This window comes from Massilia aquatica (assembly GCF_011682045.1).
GTDB lineage: Bacteria > Pseudomonadota > Gammaproteobacteria > Burkholderiales > Burkholderiaceae_D > Telluria_A > Telluria_A aquatica.
In genome coordinates this window covers 32,270-55,866 of the sequence record NZ_VVIW01000028.1, presented here as the reverse complement: position 1 = coordinate 55,866, position 23,597 = coordinate 32,270, and the positions used below count along the sequence as shown (strand labels likewise).

The 23,597-nt window shown below is 64.3% G+C and carries 19 protein-coding genes; 12 read left to right on the top strand and 7 right to left on the bottom strand.

Features of this window, described 5'->3' with window-relative positions:
• Window positions 1-46: 46 nt before the first annotated feature.
• Both F1609_RS29200 and F1609_RS29195 read left to right on the top strand, forming a co-directional pair.
• Entirely contained in the window at window positions 47-508 is a 462-nt protein-coding gene (locus F1609_RS29200) for a Tgi2PP family T6SS immunity protein (protein WP_167080656.1), read from the top strand.
• On the top strand, window positions 486-1,880 hold the full coding sequence (locus tag F1609_RS29195; RefSeq protein WP_167080654.1) for an alpha/beta hydrolase: 1,395 nt from the start codon (window positions 486-488) through the stop codon (window positions 1,878-1,880). The genes F1609_RS29200 and F1609_RS29195 overlap by 23 nt, the downstream gene beginning before the upstream one ends.
• Before the next feature lies 1 nt (window position 1,881).
• On the opposite strand, the gene F1609_RS29190 is transcribed toward F1609_RS29195, so the two are convergent.
• Window positions 1,882-2,775 (bottom strand): SDR family NAD(P)-dependent oxidoreductase, encoded by an 894-nt coding sequence (locus tag F1609_RS29190; protein WP_196785507.1) that lies wholly within the window; start codon window positions 2,773-2,775, stop codon window positions 1,882-1,884.
• A gap of 288 nt (window positions 2,776-3,063) precedes the next feature.
• Here F1609_RS29190 and F1609_RS29185 point away from each other — a divergent pair, with 288 nt between their 5' ends.
• Complete coding sequence (locus F1609_RS29185; protein ID WP_167080652.1) at window positions 3,064-3,399, top strand: hypothetical protein; 336 nt, start codon at window positions 3,064-3,066, stop codon at window positions 3,397-3,399.
• A gap of 15 nt (window positions 3,400-3,414) precedes the next feature.
• Here the strand turns inward: F1609_RS29185 and F1609_RS29180 are convergent, their stop codons facing one another.
• From F1609_RS29180 to F1609_RS29160, 5 genes are read right to left on the bottom strand one after another with little or no spacing between them, the layout of a single operon-like run.
• Window positions 3,415-4,773, bottom strand: coding sequence for an adenylosuccinate synthetase (locus F1609_RS29180; RefSeq protein ID WP_167080650.1), 1,359 nt, complete (start codon window positions 4,771-4,773; stop codon window positions 3,415-3,417).
• 8 nt (window positions 4,774-4,781) lie between these two features.
• The gene (locus tag F1609_RS29175; protein ID WP_167080648.1) at window positions 4,782-5,759 is read right to left on the bottom strand and encodes a VWA domain-containing protein; all 978 of its coding nucleotides are present in this window, start codon (window positions 5,757-5,759) and stop codon (window positions 4,782-4,784) included.
• A gap of 17 nt (window positions 5,760-5,776) precedes the next feature.
• Window positions 5,777-6,739, bottom strand: coding sequence for a lipopolysaccharide kinase InaA family protein (locus tag F1609_RS29170; RefSeq protein ID WP_167080646.1), 963 nt, complete (start codon window positions 6,737-6,739; stop codon window positions 5,777-5,779).
• A 7-nt stretch (window positions 6,740-6,746) separates the two neighbouring features.
• Window positions 6,747-7,724 carry an SPFH domain-containing protein gene (locus F1609_RS29165; protein WP_167080644.1) on the bottom strand — a complete coding sequence of 326 codons (978 nt, stop codon included), beginning with the start codon at window positions 7,722-7,724 and terminating at the stop codon, window positions 6,747-6,749.
• Between the two features lie 25 nt (window positions 7,725-7,749).
• Window positions 7,750-8,415 carry an NUDIX hydrolase gene (locus F1609_RS29160; RefSeq protein WP_167080642.1) on the bottom strand — a complete coding sequence of 222 codons (666 nt, stop codon included), beginning with the start codon at window positions 8,413-8,415 and terminating at the stop codon, window positions 7,750-7,752.
• A 221-nt stretch (window positions 8,416-8,636) separates the two neighbouring features.
• Between F1609_RS29160 and F1609_RS29155 the strand changes: the two genes are divergently transcribed.
• Complete coding sequence (locus tag F1609_RS29155; RefSeq protein ID WP_167080640.1) at window positions 8,637-9,218, top strand: flavin reductase family protein; 582 nt, start codon at window positions 8,637-8,639, stop codon at window positions 9,216-9,218.
• An 89-nt stretch (window positions 9,219-9,307) separates the two neighbouring features.
• Entirely contained in the window at window positions 9,308-9,802 is a 495-nt protein-coding gene (gene msrC, locus F1609_RS29150) for a free L-methionine (R)-S-oxide reductase MsrC (protein ID WP_167080638.1), read from the top strand.
• An 86-nt stretch (window positions 9,803-9,888) separates the two neighbouring features.
• Here the strand turns inward: msrC and F1609_RS29145 are convergent, their stop codons facing one another.
• The gene (locus F1609_RS29145; RefSeq protein WP_167080636.1) at window positions 9,889-12,738 is read right to left on the bottom strand and encodes a class I tRNA ligase family protein; all 2,850 of its coding nucleotides are present in this window, start codon (window positions 12,736-12,738) and stop codon (window positions 9,889-9,891) included.
• Window positions 12,739-13,064: 326 nt separating this feature from the next.
• Here F1609_RS29145 and F1609_RS29140 point away from each other — a divergent pair, with 326 nt between their 5' ends.
• The 7 genes from F1609_RS29140 (at window position 13,065) to F1609_RS29110 (ending at window position 23,597) form a co-directional block, all read left to right on the top strand.
• Entirely contained in the window at window positions 13,065-13,778 is a 714-nt protein-coding gene (locus F1609_RS29140) for an SMI1/KNR4 family protein (RefSeq protein WP_167080634.1), read from the top strand.
• A gap of 188 nt (window positions 13,779-13,966) precedes the next feature.
• The gene (locus tag F1609_RS29135) at window positions 13,967-14,383 is read left to right on the top strand and encodes a DUF2170 family protein (RefSeq protein ID WP_167080633.1); all 417 of its coding nucleotides are present in this window, start codon (window positions 13,967-13,969) and stop codon (window positions 14,381-14,383) included.
• A gap of 10 nt (window positions 14,384-14,393) precedes the next feature.
• A complete protein-coding gene (locus tag F1609_RS29130) occupies window positions 14,394-15,122 on the top strand; it encodes a PspA/IM30 family protein (RefSeq protein ID WP_167080631.1) in 729 nt (242 codons plus the stop codon).
• 12 nt (window positions 15,123-15,134) lie between these two features.
• Window positions 15,135-15,485: a hypothetical protein gene (locus F1609_RS29125; protein WP_167080628.1), complete on the top strand. Its 351-nt coding sequence runs from the start codon at window positions 15,135-15,137 to the stop codon at window positions 15,483-15,485.
• 28 nt (window positions 15,486-15,513) lie between these two features.
• The gene (locus F1609_RS29120; protein ID WP_167080626.1) at window positions 15,514-16,179 is read left to right on the top strand and encodes a ubiquinone biosynthesis protein; all 666 of its coding nucleotides are present in this window, start codon (window positions 15,514-15,516) and stop codon (window positions 16,177-16,179) included.
• 29 nt (window positions 16,180-16,208) lie between these two features.
• A complete protein-coding gene (locus tag F1609_RS29115) occupies window positions 16,209-18,281 on the top strand; it encodes a flotillin family protein (protein WP_167080624.1) in 2,073 nt (690 codons plus the stop codon).
• Between the two features lie 84 nt (window positions 18,282-18,365).
• Entirely contained in the window at window positions 18,366-23,597 is a 5,232-nt protein-coding gene (locus F1609_RS29110; RefSeq protein WP_167080622.1) for a DNA repair ATPase, read from the top strand.

The following is a 23,597-nucleotide window of genomic DNA, read 5'->3' as shown; positions in this document are numbered from 1 at the left end:
CGATGTTCGCTCTATCCTGAACGCCAGTTTCTTCCCGAATGTAAACATGGTCATCGTAAGTCGTCTTGAAGCGCTGCTGCTTGCCGCAGGCGTGCTTGTCTGTGTGCCAGGTAGTTCGCAAACGCTCCAGCCGAAAGAGATCCACGCCTCGGGCTTGACGGCGGAGCAGGCCAGGCAGGTTCTCCTTGTGGTGTTGAAACACGAAAAAATCGATATGTCTAATCCCGGCATGTGGATTGACGGGCCGTGGCGTGGCGACCAACAAGGTACCCAGTACCGACCGGGATACTACGACTTCGGCGTGGTGTACAGTAACCGCAAGAAGCATACATCGAATGTGCAGGGCCATTTCGCAGTTAACGCCTCCACTGGCGATGTATGGAATACCGTACGCTGCAAGCGCTATGATATCGCAGCATTATCGACAATCCAGAACGTCATATCCGCCCGGACTGGCAAGAAGCTCGCCAGCGCGCAGGTTGCGTTTGACGAGATCGGTTGCTTTTAAGTTTCCTGATTCTTTTTTTCGGGCAAATCCGATCAACTCCTTTGCAGTCGCCAACACCTATTGGCATGGGCGGCGGCGGCATGTCCGGCAATGGCTGGCCACGTGCGACCTGGAACAGCGAGAAAAGAAGGGCACCAAGCAGTGTTGCGCGAGCGGGCATGGCTTTTCTCTCAAGATTGTCTGTACAATATTGCACCGCTATCCCGGGCGCGCTTTCCATCGAGTTACGCCTTCTTCCGATCAAACTAACAGGCCCTCCATGAAACGTGCTCTCGCGCTTATCGCCGTGTCCTTGCTGCTGGCCTCGTGCGCCACGACTGAAGTCCAGCGGCTACCGCCAATCCCGGAAATCAAGGCCGCCTATACCGACAAGGAAGTCAAATACCCGGTTCTTTATGGAACCTCGCGCATGCCCAATAGCGCAAAAACGGCCTACCTGGACCAGCGCGCCGGCCGCGTGCAATACGGCCGGGTGATTGTCACCATCCCGAAAGGGCGCATGACGGGTTCTTTGGGTGAAAACGGCATTTTCTCCCCGCGCGATACGCGCCTGGCCATTGCCGCGGGCGATATCGAATTCCACAGCCAGGACAGTTTCATGGCGCTCGCCAAAAGCCAGCTGGGCGCTGGCGCCAATCCGGAAAGCGGCTACCTGCTGGTGTTCATCCATGGCTATAACAATTCATTCGAAGACGCCGCGCTCAGGGCCGCGCAACTCGGTTTCGATTTGAATGTCGCACCGAATAACATGATGTTTTTCTCGTGGGCCGCAAACAAGAACTACCGTAAATATACGCACGACGAAGCCACTGCCGACGCCAGCGAAATCCATCTCGAAGCGTTCTTGAAAACCGTGCGCGCTGCGGCGGGCGGCAGAAAGGTGCATATCATTGCGCACAGCATGGGCAATCGCCCGTTGCTGCGCGTGATCTCGCGCATGCAGGTGCTCCCCGGCGAAAAGAAACCGTTCGGCCAGATCATCCTGGCCGCGCCGGACGTGGACCGGGATGTCTTCATGCACTACGGCCAGAACTACCTGAAAGTCGCCGAACGCACCACGGTCTATCTGTCCCCGTTCGACTTTGCCATGCAGCTATCGCAGGATGTGCATTTTTACCCGCGCGTCGGCTGCGGCAACAAGCCGCAGGCCGAGATCAAGGATATCGACAGTATCGTCTCCTTTATTCCCGAAGATTTTCCGGCCCACACCTACGTCGCATCGACCTTGCCGCTGCTGAACGACGTAAAAAACCTCTTCGTCAACGGCAAGCCGGCGCGCCAGGGGGCCGCCTGGAAAGCCTACCCGACTTACTGGACGGTCGGCCCGGCGCACCAGCCCGGGCGCAGCAGTTGCAGCGCCTTGCCCGGCTGAGTCAGCAGTGCTGCCAGAACTTTTCGTTCCAGGGCCGGAAATCCATTTCGCTGGTCCAGGCGCTGCGCGGCTGTCGATGCAGGCCGAACACCGCGTCGGCCAGATGGCGCGGTTCCGCCTGGGTGTAGCCGGCCTCGAACACATCCGAATCCTTGACGTCCGCATCGATCACCACGTGCGCAACATGAATGCCCGACGGCCACACTTCCCGCGCCAGCACCTGCGCCAGCGCGCGCAGACCGAATTTGCCAACCGCCAGGTTCAGATGGTCTTCACGCCCGATCAGCGACGACGTCGACCCGGTGAGAATGATGCTGCCGCGCGCCAGGGGCACCATCATGCGCGCCGCCGCCCGCGCTACGATGAACCCACCCAGGCAGTTCTGGCGCCAGCTCTCTTCGAAGGCCGGCACTTCGGTATCGAGCACCGTGCCCGGGCAAAATCCCTGCACCGCATACACCACCAGGTGCGGCGCGCCCAGTTCCTCGGTGACAGTGGCCAGCAAGGCGGCCACCGAACGTTCGTCGGTGGCGTCGCAGCCGTAGGCGTTGACCTGTCCACCGCCGGCGCCGAGTTCTTCCACCAGTTCGTCTAGCCGCTCGGCGTTGCGCGAGGCCAGCGCCACCCGCATGCCCGAGGCGGCGAAGCGGCGCGCCAGTTCGAAGCCGTAGCCGGGGCCGACGCCGACGATCAGGGCCGTTTCGGTCGATGCATCGCGTTCGCTTTCGTAAGCGCTGCGCGGCGACAGTGCGCTGTCCGGCGCCGCGACGGGAGTGGCGCAATCGAGCTTGACGCGCTGCTGCTGGCGGCGGCGGTTGTTCGAGACCGGTACCCGGCGGCCAAAACGGTAGAAGAGCGAGACCGGCCCGACCGAGAACTGTCGCCAGCTTTTCAAACTTCTCCACAGCCGCATCATTGGAACGGCAAACATCGCCGGCCTCACTTCGGGTAGATTGGTAGCCAAGGTGGCGCCTTTGCTTGAAGGTTCAGCCCAAACCACGGGTTTGTGTTTTCAACAATACAAGCAAATTAACTTGATTTCAATAAATGAATCCATTTTTATAACACCGCGTACGTTTTTGGCAACGTTTTCAGGATCGGTACCTGTCGTTTATGATGTCGCCGTGCCTCTGTGGCTTTGAATGGATGAGGACAGTATGGCTGGTAAAAAGAGGGACGCCGAATGGGAAGCGTCACGATTGTCGCTCCGGACGGCGCGATTGAACTATTGGACTATTCGCCCGATGTTTTTTCGCCGACCGATTTCCACACCGATTTTGACGCCCTGGCGACACTGTATTGCATCGATCCGGCGATGCTGGCCTGTGAGGACAAGCGCAGTTACAATGTCTACCGGGTCGAGATCGACGGTATCTTGGTACGCTTCATGGAAGACCGGTTTTTTGTCAGCGCGATGGTTGAAGGCCGGCTTGCGGACGAGCGCCTGCGGTCACTACAGCAAAACACCCTCGCAACTCTCTGTCAACTGGAACAGGCCGAATGGCACATCGTTGACTGAACCAGAGCGTGCGGTTCACTGCTCGACAACATGCTTGTGCGTCGGCCCGTGCGATCCGAACAAAACCGGCAAGCCGGCCAGCGCTTCCAGTTGCGCCACGAAGGCGGCGGCGTCGGCCACCGGCTCGCCCGCATAGTGCGGCGTGGCGCGCGCCAGCAAGTGTCCCAGCCGCTCCTGGTGCGCCAGATCGTGCGCCGCGCCGGGCAGGATGGCGTCGATCCGCCCCGACACCGGGTCGCGCGTGCACAAGCCGTCAGCCGCGTCATCGGCCTCGTAGCCGGTGCACCAGCGCAGGCTGGACGCACGCCGGAACACATCGAGGTGGCTCACCAGCAGGCCGTCGAGCGGCCCCGCAGCTTGCAGCGCGTAGCGCAGCAATAGAGCGTCCGGATGCCCGCGCCGGAAGCGCCCTTGCCAGCCGTCCGACCCATTGTGCGGTTCGGGCAGGTGATCCAGGCGCGCATCGTGCGTCGGCAGCGGGCCGTTCCCATGGCGCGTCATGTACGCGCGCAGGATGCCCAGGTGTTCGATCCGCGCATGCTGACCCGCGTCGGCCGCCACTGCCTGCACCGACGCCGGGTGAATGCTGCTCCACGTCGTATGCGGGTGAAAACCGCGCCACTCATCGAGCAGCACGCCCTGCGCACCTTCGAACAGCACGTACCCGGGCAGGTGCAGCCGCTCCGACACCTGCGCACGCGAGGCCGGCGGCACCTGGCGCGTCAACTGCGCCACCTGGTCCAGCCAGCGCGATGCCATGCCGGCGTCGTCCAGTACCGCCAGTTCAGCGCCGTAAGCGTCCTGGTTGGCCGGCTCCGCGCAACGTTCGCTGAAGCCAGCGCGCAAGGTGCGCCGCATCAGCTCCAGTTTCGCCAGCGCCACCGCCGGCTGCACCAGGTCCGCATAATGGACAATCTGGTCGGGGTGATCGATGCCGTGGCCAGCCGTCTCGCCCACGCCCACGCCGCAACTGCCGTGCGCCTGCGCCCCGCGCTGCAATTCGCGCATGCGTCCCGCCGCCTGATGAAACGGCGTGGTGACCCGGCAGCGCCCGTCGATCAGGATGCGCCGCAGGGCATCGTCCACGCCTGCGCGGCGCAGGTACGCGTCTTCCACCAGCAGCGCGGTCGGATGCACGATCACCGGAAACGCAAGCAGGGTGACCGTGCCCGCTACAAAACTGCCGGCGCCGAACTGCGCAAAGGTGTGATGCCGCCCGTCGGGCAGCACCACATTGTGGCCGGCCTGGGCGCCGCCATTGAAGCGCACCACTGTATGCGCACCCCATTGGCGGCACAGGTAATCGGTAAACAGGCCCTTGCCGCAGTCGCCAAAGCCAAGTCCCAGCAGGGACACCAGACGGGTCGAAGACATGGCCATCCTTACGCGAACATGCGCTTCCACCACGCCGACGGCGTTGCCGGCGTGCCTGCCGCCGGCACATGCACGCGCGAGGCGGCGTCCGGATCGAGCAGGTCCGCATACGGGCGCAGGGCGCGCACGATGGCCGACACGCGCTGCGGCGCAATGGCGTTGGCGCCCAAGGTGGACACCAGCGCATCCATGTCGGGAATGGCACGTTCGGTCAGGCCGACGATGGCGGCGGCCACCGCGCAGGCGTCGCCCGGTTCCTCCATGCAGATCACATGGTCGCCCAGCAGTTCGCGCCAGCGCTTTTCGCAGCGGCCGCGCCGGCCCAGGTCGGGAATCAGGAAAAACACGTGATACGTTTCGGCCGCCGCCGCAATCGCTTCGGCGATCGGCACGTCTTCATCGAGCGTATCTCCCACCAGGCTGCCGATCTGGTGGCGCGACACCGCCGGGTAAGGCAGCTCGTCGCCGGTGATGAACAGATAGCCTTTCTTGCGCCGCTTGACCCAGCAATCCATGTCGGTGTGCTGCGCCACCATATAGAAGGCCAGCTCGTAGCTTTCTTCGCCGCTGCCACCGCCGCCGCCTTCGAGGTAGCTCCACGTGAGCCACTGGTCCATCAGTTCAGCGGTCGACTCGAACTGGCCGACCTGCAAAGGCGCCCGGTCGGACGTAGCGTCGCCAATGGCCATGAACAGCAGCTGCGGATCGGCGACGCCGACTGCGCCCAAAAGCGACATGAAGGTCGGCAGCTCCCTGGTGGCCAGGCTTTGCGGAATGTCGCCCATGGAGCCGGTGACGTCGAGCGCGAACACGATGCCCAATGAGTTGGGATGGTCAAGGCTGTCGCGCGCTTCGCGGATTTTCAGGCCGTTGGGATTCATCAGCGCGTGGCATCCGCGCTGGGTGAACACTTCGGTGCGGGATGCCGACGCGCGGTCGGCGACCAGGGCTGCGTGCGCAGCGTGGGAGTAATTACCTTGACCCATGATGGTTCCTTATTGGTTTAGTTAGTCGGGGTGGGACTGAAATCGACGAATCTGGCAGCGCCAAAGGCGTCCCTTGCCGCGCTGCCGACGGCCTGGCGCATGCCTTCCGCGCCAAGCGATGCGCACCATGCCGCGTCCAGGCTGGCGCGTTCCAGCACGCGCACCAGCGCGGCCGGCGTGGAGGTTGACAAAACCGGCTCGCCCGCAGGGTCGAACCGGTCGGACAACAGCGCCCGCATGGCCCAGGCCAGCTGCACCAGGTCGCGCGCCTGCGCGGTGCGATCATGCCTGCGGGTCGCGCCGGACCAGCCGATGATCAACACGCCGTGGTCGGCCGGATGCACCAGCAGGTGCTCGGGCGAGAGCCGGCCATGGCTCCAGCCGCTGGCGTGAACGTAGGCCAGCACTTCAAGCACGCGGCGCCACATCCACACCGCATGGCGCGGGTCGATCGCGCGCCCGTAGGCCAGCCGCACGTCGGCCAGGCTGCCCCAGAATCCCGTGGGGTGGCGCAGCACCAGCACCTCGCGCTGCCGGCCGTCGGCGCTGGCGCTGCTGCCCACGGCGACCGCTTGCGGCAGGCGCTGGGTAAAATAGGCCGCGCCGGGCACGTCGTCGGCCTGCAACTGGTCGAGAATGGCTTTTTCACGCGCCAGGTGGCCTGCGGGCGTGCCGGCTTGGGCGATTTTCAGCACCACGCGCCGTGGCATGGCGCCGCTGCGGTTGGCCAGCGACACGCTTGCGCTGCCGCCGGCGCCCAGCTGCGCGACGTTGTGGTAGTGCTGCCCGCCGCAGGCAATATCGGCCGCCGCGTCGCCGGCACGCGAGCGTACATACGCCGCATGAAAATCGGCGGCCCGCACCAGGTCTTCGCTATGCGTCACGTCCGCCCCGCAGTAGGTGCAGGAGACGATGCGCCACAGCGCCTGCCGGGGGAGCGGGCTGCCGCACTGGGGGCAAAGAAGGGTGAGCGGGGTCATGTCGGGATCAAGCCAGGATGCGTTTTTTCTCGGCGTCGAATTCGGCGTCGGTCAGGATGTTCTGTTCGCGCAGCGCCGCCAGGTCGCGCAGCAGTGCCAGGCGCTCGCCATGCGCGGCGGGGGCAATGGTTTCCGTCATCTGGCCGACGCTCGCGCCAAGGGCGCTGCCCATCGCCAGCCCCATGCCGGCGCCCAGCACTGTGCCTGCGCTGCCCTGGTTGCCGGCGGCGGTCTGCAGCACGTCGAAACGGCGCTCCTGCTGGTAGTCGAAGCCGACGATATTCATTTCTGCGCGCCGCGCCAGCGCCGCCTTGAGCGTTTGCACAGCCGGATCGGTTTCCGGCACGTTGATCGACTCGATGCTGAACTCGGTCAGCGCTACGCCGTACTTCGCCATCTCGACGGCCAGCACGCCCTTGAGCGTGATGGACAGCGCATCGAGCCGGGTAGAGATTTCCAGCACCGACACGCCGCTTTCGCCAACCGCGCCGGCAATCGCCGTTTTGATGCGGGTGGTGTTCATGGCACGGAAGTACTCGGCCAGGGTAGCCGCGTCCATGCTGCGCGCCGTGCCCACCAGCGACATCAGGAACAGCTTGGGATCGTCGATCCGGATGCCGTACTGGCCAAAGGCGCGCACCGGCACCATGATGCCGAATTTGGGATCCTGCAGCTGGATCGGATCGGGTGTCCCCCAGCGCACATCGAGCGTGGAAGCGAGGTTGACGAACCATACTTCGGCCGAAAACGGCGACTGGCCGCCGAACGGCAGGCCCACCAGCTTGCGCAGCAGGGGCAGGTTGCTGGTCGAGAGCGTGTGGCGGCCGGCCCCGAAAGGTCCTTCATATACGCCGTCGCGCACCACGAAGGCGGCTTGCGACTCGTTGACGATCAGCTGCGTCCCGGTCGACAGTTCTTGCGACGGGTACTTCCATGCGAGCTGGCTCGGGCTGCCGTCCCACTTCACTCTGTCGATAATGGCCATGATCGTATTCTCCTTGGTTGATTGCTTACAGACCGCGCTTGAGCAGGCCCAGACGGTCGCGAAACTCGGGACGCAGCCGGTACAACTGCGCCGGGCGGCTGGGGCTCGACGCATCCATCTGTCCTTCGGCCGCTTCGAGGACATCGAGTTCGGCCATCTTGCGGCGAAAACTCACCTTGTTCAGCGCTTCGCCCATCAGCGCTTCGTACACGCGTTGCAGTTGCGGGAGCGTGAACAGTTCACCGACCAGAAAACACGGCAGCGACGAATACTGGCTTTTGCTGCGCAGCCGTTCGACGGCCGCCGCCACGATCACGCCGTGGTCGAACGGCAGCGTGTGCAGGCGGTCGACGCCGACCAGCTTCACGCCCGGATGGCCTGCTGCGCTGATGACGGCATGCGGCACCAGCGCGTAGTAGGCCATCGACACCGACCAGCCGCGCGGATCGCGCGCCGCGCCGGTAAACGCGCCCAGTTGTTCGAGATACGGCACGTCGATGCCGGTTTTGGTCTTGAGCACGCGCAGCGCGGCGCCGTAGCCGTCGGGGTCCTTGTCGGCATGGATGTAGCCGCCGGGGAGGGCGGCCACGCCTTTGTACGGCTCGCGTTCGCGCTTGAGCAGGGCGACCGACAGGCCGTCGTCGCCAAGGGTGAGCAGTACCGTGTCGACGGTGCAGATGACCTCATTCACGCTGGGCTCCTGTGGGTGGTTTGATTGACTTGACATGTTTGCATTGTACTTAGTTTCAAAATGAATCCGCAAGCGTTTTCTCAATTGCAGGACGAAATCATAAAAACTGCATGATTAGTACCAAATTGAATCTTAGGCAGCGCGGGGCCAGCGCGCACCCTGCCGCAAAGGCGGCTATGATGTCCGGCTATGCACGCGCAACCCATTCGCAAGGAGATTCATTGAACAGCTTCATCGCACCGGTCGACCTGAAAAACGCTTACCGCCTGATCAACCACGGCCCGACCGTCCTGGTATCGGCGCATCACGGCGGCGTGGACAACGTCATGGCCGCGGCATGGGCCTGTGCGCTCGACTTTGCGCCGCCCAAGCTGACGGTCGTCCTCGACAAGAACACCCGGACGCGCCAACTGGTCGAGCAAAGCGGCCGATTCGTCATCCAGGTGCCCACCGTGGCGCAGGTACAGTTGACCAACCGGGTGGGCAGCAGCAGTCTGGCCGACGATCCGGCCAAGCTGGCGCACGCCGGCGTGGAGTTATTCAGGATGGATGGCAGCGCGCTGCCCTTCGTGGCGGGATGCTCCGCGTGGCTGGCCTGCACGCTGATTGTGGAAGCGCACAACCAGAACACCTACGACCTGTTCATCGGCGAAGTGAGCGGCGCATGGGCCGATACACGGGTGTTCCGCGACGGCCACTGGCATTTCCAAGACGCCGACCCGGCCCTGCGCAGCCTTCACCACGTCGCCGGCGGCCATTTTTATGCCATCGGCGAGGCGGTGGTGGCGAGTCCGCAGGAGTAGCGCAGGATTAGCAAGGCGCCACAACGCGCTACAATGCGCTGCCCGCGCACGCTCGCGGTTTTTCAACAACCAGACAATCAGCCAGCCGTATGCACAACATCGAAAACAACACAGGTGACTATCCTCTTCTCGCGCGCCAGGTCAGCAGCATCCTGGAAGGCGAGCGCGATCTGACCGCGAACGCCTCGCAATTTTCCGCCCTGGTGTATTCCGCCATTGCGGACCTGAACTGGGCCGGCTTCTACCTGCTCCGTCCCGGCAAAAAGGGCGACGCCCAGGAATTGCTGGTCGGCCCGTTCCAGGGCAAGGTGGCATGCGCGCGCATTCCATTGGGCCGTGGCGTGTGCGGCACCTCCGCACAGGAGCGCCGCACCATCGTGGTGGCCGACGTGCATTCGTTCGACGGCCACATCGCCTGCGACAGCGCCTCGAACGCCGAAATCGTCATCCCGCTGATCAAGGACGGCCAGTTGTACGGTGTGTTCGACATCGACAGCCCGCTGTTGAACCGCTTTACCGAAGAAGACCGCGTCGGCCTCGAAGCGATGGTCAAGGCCTTCCTCGACGCCACCGACATGCACTGATTTGAGAAGCGTGGCAGCCGGTCCAGCGTAATGACGTTGGGATGGTCGTACACTTTCTTAGCCAGCGGCGCGCAACTCGCGCTTGCTTAGTGCGTCACATCGTGCCCCACCTCCGCCGCGCACTGGTGGCACAGGCCATGATCGTCCAGCGCCAGTCTCACATAATCGCGGCAGCGATCGCACCGGTGCGGGCGAACGGTCGGCTTGCCGGCACGGACCGGCAGCGCGTCGCCGGCCGCACCGGTCTCCCACGATTCAAGCGCACTCGCATGGTCATCCGGCAGCACGAAAACCCCGGGGAAGAGGGCGCGCAGTTCGTCCTCCCCATGCGCATCATGGTTTCCCCCGAACGCCAGGCACACCGGCGTGCCCTTGTCGACCAGGGCACGCGCCCGTTCGACCAGAGGTTGCAGCGAGCGGCGCCAGGCCAGCATCGAATCAAGCTGGCGCAGCGCCGGTTCCATATCGGGCAGTGTGTCCTGACTGGCCAGCGCGTGCAGGAACAGCGACGCGCGCGGATGGCCGGGCCATGCCAGGTACGCCTCTTCGCAGGCGAACGGCATCACCGTCGCCAGCATCTGGGCACACAGCAAAAACGATTCGCGCAGCGCCCATTGCACGCTCACCAGATCGGCGCTGCCGCTTTTTGCGCAATACAAGGTGCGCTTGGACAGCTCGAACCACTCCGAACTGGCCCACTGGCGGAACTGCGCCAGGGTGGTCATCGCCTGGTAAAAGCGTCCGTTTTCCATGCCCGCATGCCACTGGGTGCGCGCCTCATGCAGTTTGCGCAGCGCCAGGCGGTCGAGCGCGCGCAACGCGACCGGGCGCGGGGCATCGGCCTGGTCTTCCATGTTCGCCAGATGAAAACGCAGGAAGCTGCGCCAGTCCTTGGCATCCTGGGTCGCCTGTTTGAGCGAGGTGCCGGACCATTTCATCTCGTCGCCCACATCCTGGCTGCACACCCACAGGCGGAACACATCGGCGCCCGACTTGGCGAACAACGCCGCGCTGTCCGGCGCCGTGCCCTTTTCCTTGGAAAATTTCATGCCTTGTTCGTCGACCACGAAGCGATGGGTCATCACCTTCTTGAACGGCGGCAGGGGACTTTTGAAGGCATGCAGCAGGAACGAGGACAAGAACCAGCCGCGCGTCTGGTCCTGGCCCTCGACCACCATGTCGGCCTGGCCGCCACCATCTTCGGCCGCGCTGTGCCACGCGGCGCCGGCGTCGAACCAGACATCGACGCTCTGCGCGCTCCTGGTGTAGCCGGCCGGCGTCTCGAACGTTTGCCAGGCCTCGACGCCATCGGTCCGCACGCGCTCGACCAGCTCGCGCCACATGGCAGCCGTGTCGGGATGCAGCTCGCCGCTCGCCGCATGGCGAAAGAACGGCAGCGGCACGCCCCACAGGCGGTCGCGCGACAGGGTCCAGAAGCGGCGCATGGACATCATCAGGGTTAGCGGCGCACGGGCTTTCTCGTCCGGCAGGAACACGGTGGCATCGACTGCGGCCAGCGCCCGTTGCGCCAGGCCCTCAGGGCAGCCGTCGAAACCTTTGTGCAGGTCGAGCGCCCATTGCCCGCTGGCGCGGTAAAACACCGCCTTCTTGTGGCGCCAGCACATGTTCGTTTCGACCGTCTTGCGCTCCATGTGGACCAGCCGCCCGGCCTCGGCCAGCAAGTCGTACGACGCCTGCGACGCTACCTCCAGCGTGGCGCCTTGCAGCGCGGCCGGCATCGGGACCTGGCCGACGTCCAGCAGACGGCCATCCTTGCCCACATGGCAGTCGAGACGCACGCCATCGGTTTCGTGCAGGGCAAAGTCGTCCGGTCCGAAGGCGGGCGCCAGGTGCACGAAGCCCGAGCCCTCGCTTTCGCTGGCAAACGCCGCCGCCAGCAAGGGCGCGGCAAGCCCGGTGAGCGGGCTGACGGCGGCGAGCGCCAGGCTTCCTAGTTCGGCGAAGTCCAGCGCGCCGTCGAATTCATGGCCGGCATGGCGGAACATCGCCGGATAATCGCGCAGCAAGCGCTCGCGTGCCTGCACGGCGAGCGCCACCCGCACACCGCTGGCGAGCGTGGCGACGCTCAAGGCGCCCGCCTGCGGGTGGCCGAAGCCGGCATTGGCCCACAGGGTCCACGGGGTCGTGGTCCACGACAGCAGATGCAGCGGGCCGTCCGGCCAGGCGGCGCCGTTCTCGCATGCGCGCCGCGCCATCGCCTCGCACGACCCCGGGTCGAAGGGCACGCTGAAAAACGTCTCCAGGCGCTCCTTGCTAGTCTTTTCCAGTTCGCTGGCGGCCAGCGCGCTGCGGCATGCCGGGCACCAGTGCACCGGCGAGTGCCGCTCCACCAGCAGGCCGGCCTCCCACATCTCGAGCAGCAGCGACAGCGATTGCGCCTCGCGCGCGGGATCCATGGTCAGCCAGGGCTGGTCCATCTCGGCCGTCAAGCCCAGGCGCGACATGGCGGCCGCCTGCAGATCCTTCCAGTGGGTCGCTTCGTCGCGGCACTGGCGCATGAAGCGCAGCGGGTCCTGCTTGGCTTGCGCGCCGTGGCGTTTTTCGACCGCCAGTTCGAGCGGCAGTCCGTGGCAATCCCAGCCTGCGCGCCAGGTCACCGCGTGGCCGCACGCGCTGGCGTAGCGCACATGGACGTCCTTGAGGGTTTTGTTGAGCAGGTGGCCGAAGTGGGCCTTACCGTTGGCGTAGGGCGGGCCGTCGAGCAGCCAGTAGCGCGGCTGGCCCTGGCGTTCGGCGCCCAGTTGCTGGCGCTGGCCGGTGGCGCGCCAGTGCGCCAGCAGGCGCTCTTCCATCGCGGGATTGGGGGTGTTCCAGAAGGCCGGCTGCTTCAGGCGCAGTGCGTATTTGGGAGCGGCGGTGGGTACGGCGGGCGTGACGGTAGCGTGGTCATGCGATGGGGAAAACGAGGTAGTCATGGAATGCTCCGAAAAAGTCGGGAGCAAAGCTGGATGAGACTTGTGCGGAACGCTTCGCGAATTGCCGCCAAGTGCTCGCTTGAAATTTATCCGACGACTGACACACGAAAGCGAGCGACGCATGCAGCCGCTCGGATAATTCGTGCAACACCTGCGCCCGCACGCAGGCCGGCGTCGGCGTGGAGTGCCGGGCTGGTGCGATGGAGAGGGGAGGTGTGCGGGTTCATGGCTTCAATATATTGCACTTGCACATTTTATGCAAGGGCCGGACGGAGTGCCGCCACTGCGATCGTCTACAATCAGTTTCCCGAACCGATAATCCATCCATGATTTCACGCGATACAATCATCGCCCTCAACGCCCGCGCGGTTGCCGCCGACACCGAATACCCCGAGCGTTTCGACCTCGCTTTCGCCGCACCCGCTACGGCGCAAGACATCGCGGCACTAGAAACGCTGTTGAACATCCGCATTCCGGACCAATTGCGGGCGCTGTACCAGGAGTGCGGCGCGTTCAGGCATGTGCATTACGACGATAGCTACGGGCAAACCATCGCGCTCGATGGCGTCGGCGCAGTGCTGGAACAGTTGCGCACTGCCGGCGACCGACGGTACGGCAGCCATGCCGGGCAGGGACTGGTCGATTTTATCCATGCCCACTGGGGCGGGCGATCCGATCTCGACGACATTCTGGACGAGGAGACGGTCAAGCTGGTCAACGAGAACTATATTGCCTTCGGCTGCCGCTATATCAACGATGACGTGCACGATTACTGGTATTTCGACCGCAACGGCATGTTCGGCAACCTGCGTTTCGACCAGGACGAACTCGATTACAACAGCTGGAAAATCGAAACGCTGTGCGACGTGCTCCCGCCCGGCGATCTTGCGCTCGATGCCGCACAGCGGCACGCCCACACTCTCGGCAACATCGCCATCTACAGCGAACCGCACGATACGTTTCCCGGCATGACGCTGCGCGAACTGATCGCGTATCAGTTTGCCGCCATTGTCGCGTCGATCTCACCCGATACCGATTAGGCGACGGCACGCGCCGCGCCCGCCAATCCTCCCATTTCCCTCCATGCACGTCGGCAATTCCGTGTATGCTATGCCAACACTTGACATTTTATGTCATGTATTTATACTCGTGACATAATATGTCTGGCAGCCCATCAGGGGACGATTGAAGTACGCACCGTGCAAGGAGCAAAACGATGGAAATGGCAATGAAACAGATGCTTGAAATTGAGCATGCCCTGCTGCGCAGACCCGGCTCGATCGGCGTCACCAGCAAGCTGCTGCCGCCCACCGCCGCCGATGGCGTACCCGTCATGCGCATGAGTATCGAAGGGCTGGAAGAGTTGCCGGTGTTCGTCACCGCCACGCCCAGCCAGGTGCTGTGCATCTGCTACCTGTGGACCGAAGCAGAAATCCGCCCCGAGCGCCGCTACGAAATGCTCGAAGCGATGATGGACCTGAACATGGCCATTCCGCTGTCGAACTTCGGCCGGGTCGGCGAGCACTACGTCATTTTCGGTTCGCTGGCGCACGACGCCAGCGCCGACAGCATTGCAACCGATGTGGCGATGGTCGCCGACAACGCGTTTGAAGCCCTCGACGTATTTTCTGAGTTCTTAAAGTAAGGAGTCCATCATGGCTGTCTTTTCAAAAATCCTCACCATGCTGCGCGGCGACGTGCATTCGATCGGCCAGAGCATCGTCGACAACAACGCCAACCGCATCTACGAGCAGGAGATCGTCGAAGCCAGGGCCCATGTCGCCACCGCGCGCCAGGACCTGACTGCGGTCATGGCCAAGGAAATGCAGGCCACCCGCGAAATCGAGCGCCTGCAACGCGAGATCGGTCGCTACGAAGCGCTGGCCCTGGAAGCGCTGCAAAAAAACCAGTCCACGCTGGCCGAGGAAGTGGCCGGCAAGGTGGCCGATATTGAAACCGCGCTGGTCGCGCAAACCGCCGTGCGCGACGAGCTGGCCGGCCACATCGCGCGCCTGAAAGACCTGATCCGCGGCGCCGAAGCGGTGCTGCGCGACCACGAGCGCGAACTGGCGATGGCCAAGACCACCGAGAGCGTGTACCGCGCCACGGCCACCATTTCCAGCAGTATGGGCAACAGCGGCTCGAAGCTGATGAGCGCGAAAGAATCGCTCGAACGCATCAAGCAGCGCCACCAGGATACCGCCGACCGCATGCAGGCGGCCGATGCCCTCGACGGCGAATTCAGCGACAAGGCGCTCGAACGCAAGCTGGCCGCGGCCGGCATTGGCGACACACCCAAGCGCAAGGCCGAGGTAATGGAGCGCCTGCAACAGCGCGCCGCGCTCGCGGCCAACGCCAACGCCAGCGCCGACAAGCCGCTGTAAAGGAGAGGGCGAATGGTACGCAGTTCCCCGCGCTGGACCGGATCGGACGCCGCCTTGCGCTCGCTCCAGGTGGCGTTCGACGTTGAAAAACAGGTGATCGACGCGGTGCGTTACGCCGCGTTCAAGAACCAGCTCTCGCCGTCGGACCAGATCCGTGCCATTCTCGGCTTGCCGCGCACCAGCAAACCGGTGCGCCCGCGCCTGACCGTCTCGCTCAGCGACGCCGATTACGACATCCTGGCCCGGCGCTTCGGCCTGGCGGTGGACGACAAGCGCAAGATCAAGGAATCGCTGCACGACGCCCTGATCGACTTCGCCAGGCAACAACAGGCGCCTGACGGCGACCCACCCTCATCCGCATGAATAACCTCGACAAGAAGGAACGCCCGGCATGACCCTCTGGCAGCTTTTGAGCACTTTTCCGACCGCAGTCCCCACCGTTTTTTTGGCCGTGCTGCTGGTGTACTGGCTGATGTCGATTATCGGCCTGGTCGACGTGGGCGATACGCTGCACCTGCACACCGACGTCGGCCACGGCCACGGCGCGCACGACCTGCACGACCTGCACGACTTGCCCGACCTGCACACCCTGGCTGGCTACCTGGTCGCGCTCGGCCTTGGCGGGGTGCCGCTGTCGGTGGCGGCCAGCGTGCTGGTGTTCTGCACCTGGCTCTCGACCGCCTTGCTGCACCAGTACGTGCTGGACTGGGTGCCGACGGACACGCTGCGCACCCTGGCCGGCTGCGCCGTGCTGGTGTTTTCCGGCGGCTTGTCGATTCCGGTTGCCGCGCGCGTCCTGCAACCCATGCGCGCTCTGTTCGTCAAGCACGCCGCGCGCACCAACGAAAGCCTGGTCGGCCAGGACTGCCGCATCACCACCCAGAGCGTGGACCAGGGTTTCGGGCGCGCCGACGTCGAGGCCCACGGCGTGAGCATCAATATCCGGGTCTGGGCGGCCGTGCCGAACGCGCTGGCCAAAGGCAGCAAAGCCATCATCATCGCCTACGACCCGGCCAACCAGCAATACGAAGTACAGGCAGCACCCGCCGTTTTTTAACGACTAACTATTAGAACCTGAAAGAAATCATGGACATTCTGTTGCTCTCGATCGGTATCATCACCGTCATCGTTCTGGGCTGTTTTGCGCTGTTCTCCAAGTTTTACTACAAGGTCGAGCAGGGCCACGTCATGATCATCAACACGCTGCGCGCCGAGCCCGAAGTCACCTTCACCGGCGGCATGGTTTACCCGATCATCCACAAAAAAGAGATGATGGAAATTTCGCTGAAGACGATTGAAATCAATCGCCACGGCAAGGACGGCTTGATTTGCCAGGATAACATCCGCGCCGACATCAAAGTGACGTTCTTCCTGCGCGTGAATAAAACCACCCAGGATGTGCTGAAAGTGGCCCAGGCGGTCGGTTGCATGCGCGCATCGAACCAGCAAACCCTGGAAAACCTGTTCGCCGCCAAGTTCGCCGAAGCCCTCAAAACGGTCGGCAAGGCGATGGACTTCGTCGAGCTGTACCAGGCGCGCGACCGTTTTCGCGACGACATCATCCGCCAGATCGGCGACGACCTGTCCGGTTACGTGCTGGAAGACGCCGCCATCGACTACATCGAGCAAACCCCGCTCGACAAGCTCGACGGCCATAACATTCTCGACGCCCAGGGTATCAAGAAGATCACCGAGCTGACCGCCATCGAAAACATCCGCACGAACGAACTCAAGCGTGATGAAGAGATGCGCATCAAGAAGAAAAACGTGGAAACCCGCGAGGCGATCCTGGAACTGGAACGCCAGCAGGCCGACGCCGAATCGCGCCAGGGGCGCGAAGTGAGCTCGGTGCGGGCGCGCGAACAGGCTGAAACGCAGAAAATCCAGTCGGAAGAATTCACCAAGTCCGAAATGGCGCGCCTGCAATCCGAACAGACGGTGATGGTGCAGCAGGAAAACACCACCCGCGAGAAGGAAGTGGCTGAAAACAACCGCAAGCGCGCCGTGGCGATCGAAGAAGAACGCGTCACCCGCGCGCGCCAGCTCGAAGTGGTCGACCGCGAGAAGGAAGTCGCGCTGCAAACCATCGAAAAAGAAAAGGCCATCGAAATCCAGAAGAAGGCGATTGCCGACGTCATCCGCGAGCGCATCGTGGTCGAACGCACCGTGGCCGAGCAGGAAGAAGCGATCAAGGATGTGCGCGCGATCGCCGAAGCCGACCGTCTGAAAAAGTCGGTCATCATTTCGGCCGAAGCGGCCGCCGAGGAGAAACTGGTCATGACGGTCAAGGCCGCCGAAGCGTCGGAGCGCTCGGCCAAGCACCGCGCCGTGCAAGACCTGACCGCCGCCGACGCCGCCCTGAAAGTGGCCGAACGCCACGCCGAAGCGCAAAAGCGCGAAGCCGAGGGTAAGGAAGCCGAACTGGCCGCACCGGGCCTGGCCAGCGCCAAGGTGATGATCGCCTCGTCCGAAGCGATCCTCAAGCAGGGCACGGCCGAAGCCGAATCGACGCGCCTGCGCATGCACGCCGAAGCGGCGGGTGTCGAGCAGATGGGCCTGGCGCAAGCGGCCGTGAAGACCGCGGACGCCGCCGCCACCGCCACCCATGGCGATGCCGAGGCGCAGGTCATCCAGGCGCGTTTCGAGGCCGAATCGAAGGGCCTGGCCCTGAAATTCGAAGCCATGTCGGCCATGAGCGAAGAAACCCGGGCGCACGAAGAGTTCCGCATGCAGCTCGAAATTACCAACCAGCAGATTAACAAGGGCATCGACGCGCAAACCCTGATCGCCAAGGACCAGGCCGAAGTGCTGGGCAAGGCGATGCAAAATGCGCGCATCGACATCGTCGGCGGCGAAGGCGATTACTTCGACCGCTTCGTCAAGGCGCTCTCGATCGGCAAGGGCATCGACGCCACCGTCGAGAAGAGCCGCACCCTGCAAGTGGGCCTGAAGGATCATCTGAGCGGCGAGCGCGACATGGTGGGCGACATCCGCGGCCTGATCGGCGCGCTGGGCAGCTCGTCGGGCGAATTGCAGAACCTGACCGTGTCGGCCCTGCTGGCCAGGATCAGCAGCGACGGCACGGCGCAGCAGCAGCAAGCGCTGAAAAGCTTGCTGGCGACCTTCAAACCGGCGCTGGAAGCACCGCGCGCCGAGTAAGCCACGCCTCGGGACGGGAGCGGGCCCGGCCCGCCTCCCGGCTTACCATGATTGCATTTCTTAATACCAAGGCGGATTGAGTCCATGAGCGACGCACACGCAGCACCGGCGCCGGCCGACTCCGGCAATCCTTCCGAGAATGCGCTCGAATCGAGCAGTTTCGACCTGCTGCGCGCGCGTCTGGGCGAGCACGGAAAAGCCCTGCAAGCGAAGGCGGCCTTGCTCAACGCATCGCGCCTGGCCGAATTCGGACGCCAGGAAATGCTGCTGCGTGCGCGCACCCGCGCCCGCACCGAGAACAACTGCGTGGCGCGCGATCTGGTCCTGGTCGGCGACGTGCTGCTGTTCGGCTACAAAGTCTTCATGGGCTTGCGCCAGGAAACCCAGGTCGCGGACGTGTTCGCCCTGTACCGCCTGCGCGCCGAAGGCGACGAGGCCGAGCTCGAACCGCTCGCGCTGGAGAACACCTTTCTCGACCAGCCGCGCTTCCTGGCGGAATTTCGCGAGCTGTACAGCTATTACAAGAACGCCCAGCTGGTCCAGCTGCGGATTCACCAGGGCAAGTTGCTGGCCGCCTTCAAGATCGGCGAACGCATCAGCGATGTGCGGGTGTTCCGCTGGCAACTGGAAGCCGATGGGCAAGCCACCTACATCGACAACCGGGGCGAGCGCGACATAGCGCTGCCGCCGACCCACGATTTCGAGTGGATCCAGACCACGCGCGAGCAGCACGTGCTGGGCAAGCATCCGCATATCAACATTCTCGACACCCTGTTCGTGGAAACGGTGGGCGGCGACCTGACGGTCAAGATCGAAAACAATACCGAAACGGGCCTCGGGATCTACGCCGAGCCGGTCGAGGACCGCAACCAGTCGCTCAACGATGGCGACATCGCCTACGCCGCCGTGGGCGAGCTGATCCTGCTGCGCATCAAGCCCTACCGCGAGTCGGTATTCCGCTACCTGGTCTTCAACCGCCGCACGGCGCAGGTGACCCGGGTCGACGCCATTGGCGCGTCCTGCGTGCAGTTGCCCGAAGACCATGGCATCGTGTTCCCCGAAGGCTATATCCTGCAAAGCGGCGAGGCCAAGATCTTCGCCGACATGCCGCAGGGCCTGCAATTCAAGCGGCGCGTAATTTCGCCCAACGGCGAGGACGTGCTGTACGTGTTTTACGGGGTGGAGCAGGGCGTGTACGTGCTGCTTACCTATAATATGATCAGCAAGACCCTGGCCCAGCCGCTCATCGCGCACGGCTACGCGCATTATGCCGACGGCGCCATGCTGCTGTTTTCCGCCGAAAGCGAGGAACCGACCCGCAATCACGCCATGCAGCTGTGGCAGACCGCGTTCGTGAGCGACGACCATGCCGCGCTGCAAGCGCCGCGCCAGAGCTACCTGGGCAAGATCGGTAACCGCGAGCTGGTGCGCGGCCTGTCCGAGTTGTTGTCAGTGGCGCGCGCAGTACGCGAGCAGGCCGACGCTCCGCGCGACCAGCTGCCTGGCCGCTTCGTGTTCGAAGCCCTGCTGCGCCAGTGCCGCCGCATCGCCGACGCCTTCCACTGGCTGGGCACGCCAGAAGCGCATGACGCCGGCAGCGAAGTGCACGCCATGATTACCGTGGCCGGCGCCACCCTCGACGAATTCGACAAGGCCGCCGCCGTGCGGCGCGACGCCGCCGCCACCCTGGCCCAGGCCGCGCTGGCGCAGCGCCAGTTGCTCACTGACACCGCCAGCCGCCTGTGGCAGTCGCCCGCCGACTTCATCGACGCCCTCAACGCGATCCGGCTGGCGCGCGGGCGCCTGGCCAGCCTCAAGGAACAGCGCTACATGGACGTGGCGCAGCTCGACGCGCTCGACGCCGAACTGGCGGCCGAAGAAGCGCGCGTATCGGGCAACACCATCACCTTCCTGGCACGCGACGACGCCTTTGTCCGCTTCACCGAAGAACTGGCCAAACAGCGCGCCCAGCTGCCGGAGATGCACACCACGGCCGAGCTGGTCCCGCTCAACGACACGCTCGACCAGAACGCCGCGCGCCTGGACGGCCTGACCGAACTGCTGGGCACCCTGGCGGTGGGCGACGCTACCTTGCGCACGCGCATCCTCAACACCATCTCGACCATTTATGCCGACGTCAACAAGCTGCGCGCCCAGGCGCGCCAGCGGCGCAAGCAGCTTTCGCAGGGCGAATCGGCGGCCGAATTCGCCGCCCAGTTCCAGCTGTTCGGCCAGTCGGTCGAAAGCGCGCTCGAGCAAAGCGACTCGCCCGAGCGCTGCGACGAACTGCTGACCCGCCTGCTGGCCCAGCTGGAAGACCTGGAAGCCCGTTTCGCCGAGCAAGAAGATTATTTGGCCGAAATTGGCCACAAGCGCGAATCCGTGTACGAAGCGTTTGAGGGCCGCAAGCAGGCCCTGCTGGACCAGCGCGGCCGCCGCCTGCAAGCCATTGTCGAAGCGGCGCGGCGCATCCTGGCCGGCGTGCCAAAGCGCCTGGCGCAACTGAACGACGCGGCCCAGCTGGAAGCCTATTTCGCCTCCGACGCCTTGCTGGGCAAGCTGCGCAGCAGCATTGCCGACTTGCGCAAGCTGGGCGGCGCGGTCGGCGCCGACGATTTGGCCGGGCAGTTGAAAGCGCTGCGCGAGCAGGGCCAGCGATCCCTGCGCGACCGCAACGAACTAGTCACCGGCAACACCATCCGCCTCGGCAAGCACGCGTTCACCGTCAACCAACAGGCGCTCGACCTGGCCCTGGTCACGCGCGAAGGCCACCCGGCCTACCATCTGGCCGGCACCGATTACTTTGCGCCGCTGGCCGACGCCCGCCTCGATGCACTGCAAGCGTACTGGGGTTTCGAGACGGTTTCCGAAAGCGCGCAGGTGTACCGGGCCGAATACCTGGCCTGGCAATTTGTGCTGTCGGCGCAACAAGGCAACGCGGGCATGGACTGGACCGCCCTGGTGCAGGGCGCGCGCGACCCGGCGGAACCCGCGCTGGAAGAGGCCGTGCGCCGCTTCGCCGCGCCGCGCTTCCACGAGGGCTACCAGAAAGGCATCCACGACCACGACGCCAGCCTGATCCTGCGCCAGTTGCTGCCGATGCTGGAAGACGCCAAACTGCTGCGCTACAGCCCGCTGGCGCGCGCCGTCGCCCTGATCTACTGGCAGCATCTGGAAGGCACGCCAGATCTCCAAGCCACGGCCCAGGCCGCCCGGCAGCAGGCCCAACAGGCTGAACTGATGCGCAGCCAGTTCGGCAGCGAACGCATGGGCAAGCAAGTCGCGGCCCAGTTCGGCAACGACCTGCGTGATTTCCTGTCGCAGCATAGGCTCGATATCGACCCGTGGCTCGATGGCGCCACCGAAACCGTCGACAGCCTGCTCGACCAGAGCGCCGCCTACCTGCTGGCCGAACTCGGTTCCCACGCCGCCGACGCACATCACGCGGCGCCGCACGAATGGGTCGCCAGCCGCGCCGGCGCCGAGCTGGCGCACGGCTTGCAGCAGCACCTGGAACGGCACGCCATCGCGCTGCCATGGCTGAACACCACGCTCGGCTGGCGTACCCGCTGGCAACTGGCGACCGAATGGCTGCACGCTTTCATGCAGCAGGGCCGGCACGACCTGGCCTTGCTGCCGGAAGCGGCGGCCAGCCTGCTGTGCGGCATGCCGCGCCATATCCAGCCGGCCGAGCTGACAGCCCGCGTCGACGGCTTGCTGGGCGAACATGCGCGCGTCAGCGAGCAAGCCATGGCGCTTCAGCTCAACGACTTCCTGCGGCGCCTGAGCTGGCATGCCGATGTGATCGTGCCCGCCTGCGAGCAGTTGCAGCAACTGCGCCAGAGCCTGGTCCAGGATGAAAAACGGCGCCTGCGGCTGGAACAGTTCCAGGCCAAGCCGCTATCGAGTTTCGTGCGCAACCGCCTGATCGATGAGGTCTACCTGCCGCTGGTGGGCGACAACCTGGCCAAGCAGATCGGCGCCGCCGGCGACGCCCGCCGCACCGATTCGATGGGCATGCTCTTGCTCATTTCGCCCCCGGGCTACGGTAAGACGACCCTGATGGAATACCTGGCCGACCGCCTCGGCATGATTTTCGTGCGCATCAACTGCCCGGTGCTGGGCCACGACGTTACCTCGCTCGACCCGGCCCAGGCCGCCAACAGCGCAGCCAGGGCCGAGCTCGAAAAGTTGAACCTGGGCTTGGCGATGGGCAATAACGTCATGTTGTACCTGGACGACATCCAGCACACCAACCCCGAATTCCTGCAAAAATTCATCGGCCTGGCCGACGGCACCCGCCGCGTCGAGGGCGTGTGGCAGGGCGGCAGCCGCAGCTACGACCTGCGCGGCAAGCGCTTTGCCATCGTCATGGCCGGCAACCCATATACCGAGTCGGGCGACGTGTTCAAGATTCCGGACATGCTGGCCAACCGGGCCGACATCTACAACTTAGGCGACGTGCTCAGCGGGCGCGAAGACGTGTTCGCCATGTCGTATATCGAAAACGCACTGGTGTCGCATCCGGAACTGCAGCCGCTGGCGATGCGCGACCCGCAGGATGTGGTGCGCCTGATCCGCATGGCGCAGGGCGAAGCACTGGCGACGGGTGAACTGGCGCACCCGTACACCAGCGCCGAAGTGGCCGAGATCATCAAGGTGCTGCAGCGCCTGTTCAAGGTGCGCGACGCCCTGCTGGGCGTGAACATGGCCTACATCGCCTCGGCCGCGCAGGACGATGCCTACCGCACCGAGCCGCCGTTCAAGTTGCAGGGCAGCTACCGCAACATGAGCAAGCTTGTGCCCAAGGTCTCGGCCCTGATGAACGACGCCGAACTCGATGCGCTGCTGCGCGACCATTATCGCGGCGAAGCGCAGACGCTCACCACCGGGGCCGAGGAAAACCTGCTGAAACTGGCGCATTTGCTGGGTCAGCCGAGCGAGGCCGAGCAGGCGCGCTGGGCCGCCCTGGTGGCTGATTTCGTACGCCTGCGCAAGCAGGGCGGGGCCGACGCCGATGGCGCCACCCGCGTGGCCAACACCTTGTCCGAGATCGGCAAGCAGATCGCCGCGCTGGGCCAGCACATGGCGCCGGCGGTGCATGTGACCGTGCCGGAACAGGCCACCTTGCAGGCGGCGGTGCTGCGCCTGGCGGACAGCTACGAGCAGGCGCTATTGCCCTTGATCAGTTCCATGAACCACAAGATGCGGCTCGATCACAGCATCTGGGACAATGTGCGCGACAACGGCGCCGACCTCAAGGAGATCGAAAAACGGCTGGCCCGGCTGTTCCCGCCGGAAGAAAACCAACCGTAA